The sequence below is a fragment of the uncultured Veillonella sp. genome, assembly GCF_905209685.1.
Classification (GTDB): Bacteria; Bacillota; Negativicutes; order Veillonellales; family Veillonellaceae; genus Veillonella.
In genome coordinates, this window is sequence record NZ_CAJLUB010000139.1 from 1 (window position 1) to 4,117 (window position 4,117).

At 34.6% G+C, this 4,117-nt stretch carries 4 protein-coding genes and 1 tRNA gene; 2 read left to right on the forward strand and 3 right to left on the reverse strand.

Translation table 11 applies throughout. The features are described 5' to 3' along the window. The 3 genes from nhaA (QZ055_RS08325) to QZ055_RS08335 all read right to left on the reverse strand — a co-directional run. The coding region (gene nhaA, locus QZ055_RS08325) for a Na+/H+ antiporter NhaA (RefSeq protein WP_295826092.1) at positions 1–751 on the reverse strand (751 nt) is incomplete at its 3' end. A 28-nt stretch (positions 752–779) separates the two neighbouring features. Continuing rightward, complete coding sequence (nhaA, locus tag QZ055_RS08330) at positions 780–1,934, reverse strand: Na+/H+ antiporter NhaA (protein WP_295826094.1); 1,155 nt, start codon at positions 1,932–1,934, stop codon at positions 780–782. A gap of 192 nt (positions 1,935–2,126) precedes the next feature. Beyond that, positions 2,127–3,452, reverse strand: a complete 1,326-nt coding sequence (locus QZ055_RS08335; protein ID WP_295826097.1) for a PepSY domain-containing protein — start codon at positions 3,450–3,452, stop codon at positions 2,127–2,129. Positions 3,453–3,587: 135 nt separating this feature from the next. On the opposite strand from QZ055_RS08335, the gene QZ055_RS08340 reads away from it, so the two are divergent. Both QZ055_RS08340 and QZ055_RS08345 read left to right on the forward strand, forming a co-directional pair. Further along, positions 3,588–3,661 (forward strand) — tRNA-Gly (locus QZ055_RS08340). A gap of 105 nt (positions 3,662–3,766) precedes the next feature. Continuing rightward, entirely contained in the window at positions 3,767–3,976 is a 210-nt protein-coding gene (locus tag QZ055_RS08345) for a molybdopterin-binding protein (RefSeq protein WP_295826099.1), read from the forward strand. Positions 3,977–4,117: the final 141 nt, after the last annotated feature.

Consider the following 4,117-nt stretch of genomic DNA (forward strand, 5'->3'; position numbering starts at 1 on the left):
TAGATAAATAATGTTCCCAATGTTGCATTGGTCTAACATATTTACGACCAATCTTACCGCGTTCTGGAATTGTCATCGCCAAGATTACACCGGCCATAGTAGCATGTAATCCAGAGCGAAGTATACAATACCATAGAATCAAACCAAGAATTATATAGGATAAAGATCTAACATAACCAGACCGATTACAGTAAATCAATAAACCCGTTACAACAACGGCACCAAATAAATAGAAAAGATTCAGATTTGATGCATAGAATATAGCAATAACGATGATAGCAATCAAATCATCAATAACAGCTAAGGCGGTCAAAAAGACCTTCATAGAGTTAGGAACTCTAGATCCCAATGCAGTTATAACACCTATAGCAAAAGCAATGTCTGTCGCTGTTGGAATAGCCCAACCATGAACATACACTTCACTAGAGCCTGCAATAAGATAATAAATAATAGCAGGTACTAACACACCAAATAATGCAGCAATACCTGGCATAATACGCTTTGCATTCGTATTAAGCTCGCCACTTACCAATTCACGCTTTACTTCTAACCCAACAAAGAGGAAGAAAATCGCCATTAATGCATCATTTACCCACTCCATAGTTGTTAGTGGACCTAGTTTCAAATTAACAAGTGACATATACTGTGTCGCCAATGGAGAGTTTGCTACGATTAATGCAATAAGTGTAGCTCCTAGTAGAACAGCAGTCGCCGAACCAGGAGAACGTAAAAATACAAATATCCGTTCCATATGATTCCTTCCTAATATAATACGTTCATTATTTATGCTTAAAAGTTCTTATTTTATATGCCAAAATTAAAACTATAGCACCTAATAAACCAGAAATAATAGAACCTATAAAGATACCAATTTTAGCCATTTCTTGATTGACACCAGGTGGAAATGCCAATGTAGCTACAAATAAGCTCATAGTAAAACCAATACCACAAACGATGGCAGTACCATAAACCTCTGGCCATGTTGTATTAGTAGGCATCTTGATAATCTTAGATTTAACTAAAACGAAAACTGCAGAGAAAATACCAAACTGTTTACCTAAAATAAGGCCTAATGAAACGCCTAGTACAACAGGATGGAATAAATGATCTACAGAAACATCAGCAAAGGATACCCCTGCATTTAAGAAACTAAATAAAGGAATAATTAAAAAATTAACCCAATGCTTCAGTTTATCTGCCCATTTATGCATAGGATATACTGTTTCACCATCAAGTTTACCTGTTGCAGGAATCGTCATAGCTAAGACAACCCCAGCAATAGTTGCATGAACGCCAGACTTTAATACAAAATACCAAAGAACTGCACCCAATACACCATATAATACAGGTCTCACATACCCCTGTTTATTAGTATACCACAATGCGCCTGTTACGATAGCGGCACCAATCAAATACGGGAAATCTACGCCGGCACCGTAGAAGATAGCTATAACGATAATAGCAATTAAATCATCAATAACAGCTAAGGCAGAAAGAAAAGCTTTCATAGCTTGAGATACACGTTTACCAAGCATCATAATAACACCTATGGCAAATGCAATATCTGTAGCTGTTGGAATCCCCCATCCATGGGTATACTCAGGGACAGAACCAGCAATTAAGAAATATACTAAAGCAGGTGTAACAACACCTGCAAAAGCAGCTAAGAGTGGTAATACTCTTTTTGAATTTGTATTCAATTCGCCAGAAATCATTTCTGATTTAATCTCTAGCCCTACATATAGGAAAAAGAGTGCCATTAACCCATCATTAACCCATTCCAGTATATCCATAGGTCCCCAATAGACGTGCATTAAAGAAAAATACTGTTCTGCTAATGGAGAGTTTGCCGTAATAACACCAAGAATAGCGGCAAGTAAGAGCATAATACCGCCAGATGATTCAGACTGAATAAATGCTTTTATATAATTCATAGTAACTACCACTTTCTCAATTATAAATATAAATACAGAATTTTATACATAAAAACTATTTATTTAAATTTATTATATCATTTCACTTCGAAAATAATCAATAAACTAATGATGAACCATGCGGATTAAGTCTAGAGTAATCAAACATTTGCGACATACTTATACTTATGGAGCAAGCTAATAAAATACTGATTAATAATTATTCCCTCTGATCAGAGAAATTAAGAATCCAATAAGTGGAATGCTTAAACAAATGGCAGCTATACTATTTGTGATTGGATTAGACCAAAGAGGCACAATAAAACCTAGGAGAACTAAAATACTATAAAGGATAGGTTTACGCCAAACATGTTGTATCTCAACGGGTGCTCTAGATTCCATAGCACGAGATTTAACAAATTTCTTTATAATAGTCATCATAATGCCTGTTATAATACCTATAATAAGAACTATATCCCAGATGGCCCATAATATTTTAAGCACCATTGTATTATGATTATGAATATGGAGATTAATCATTGTAGTCATACCAGTAAAATACCATGGTATTGTTTTTGTAGAATACATATCCTTAGCAGAATCAGCATGTAAATTAGCATAGACAGGCTGTCCCAAAAACATAGCAGGATCATCATCATTTTCAGCACCTAAATAAAATGCATAGTGATGGTCATTAAATTTGGATGGATAATCAATAGATATAAGCTGACGATCTGGATAAGCTTTCATAATGCGAGAAATAGCTTCGGATGGTTGTAAAATTTCGGATTGATCCGATGAAAGCTCTTGCTTTGCAGTATGTAGTACATCTGCATTATAGCTGTCATTGGCAATAAAAAATCCACCTATCCATACACCTGTAATACATAAGATAAATCCCCATACAGTAGCAACCATTGCAAACTCTCGATGCAATGAACTTAATTTCATATGATTTGACAATACTGCAGATTTTGCAAAACTTTTACGAAATGGACCATATAAGAAAATACCAGAAATAATCGATAAAGCACATAAAAAAGATAAAATTGTTACAATATAAATCCCAGTTTTTCCGAGATCTAATCGCGTATGTAGTTGATGAAGAGTATGTAATATACTGCGCACCCAAGGATGAGCAGATGTTTCATGATGCGTAGTAATGAGAGCTTTCGTATTAGGATTATATAATGCATAGTCACCACCCATTCCCATACGTGCTGGAGGAGCTATGGTAGCAGCTGAATCAATAATACGATAACGTAAAATATGTCCAGCCCCCATAGCAGGAGAAATATTTAAAATATCCTTAGATGGATAGGTTTGCTTAACTAATGAAGCTCCTTCATCAGCATAATTAAAAATTGACATTTCTTGTTGACTCATAGCCATAGATGATGAAGTATTGTGTGTTCCTCCTTGAGCCCATGCATTTAACTCAGTCCTAAACATAAGGATAAGCCCAGTAATACAAAACATTAAGAAAAACACTACAGATATTATAGATAACCATTTATGGATTTTATAAATCTTTGACATACATATGCCTCCTTTTCTATTACTTTATACCTCTATTGTTATAACAATACAATACAACTACCACTATAGGTATATTCATGACGACTAACTTTACTTGAATGTATAGATACATATATGATACAATATGTACATCCTGCGGGCGTAGTTCATCGGTAGAATGCGAGCTTCCCAAGCTTGAGAGGAGGGTTCGATTCCCTTCGCCCGCTCCATGCATAAAAAACCATGATGTGATATACATCATGGCCTTTTTTATATATAATGATATAATAAATATAAATTTGAATGTATTATATAATTCTTATAAGGAGCCAAATATGAAATTAAGCGCAAGAAACCAATTAAAAGGTACTATCGTAGAAATTCAAGAAGGTGCCGTAAATGCAATTGTGAAAATTAATGTAGGTAACGATAATATCATTACTGCTGACATTACAGTTCAATCTGTTAAAGAATTGGGCTTAACAGTAGGCAAAGAAGTATATGCTGTTATCAAGGCTACTAACGTAATGGTTGGTGTAGAATAATAAACCTAGAGCTGCTTAGGCGGCTCTTTTTTGTATATAAATAAAATCCCTAATAAGTTGTTATAAATAAGCCCTATGATTTTGTGTGATATGTACCCATTTTCCTGGACACATATTATTTACTAGCCTAAACACATGGAT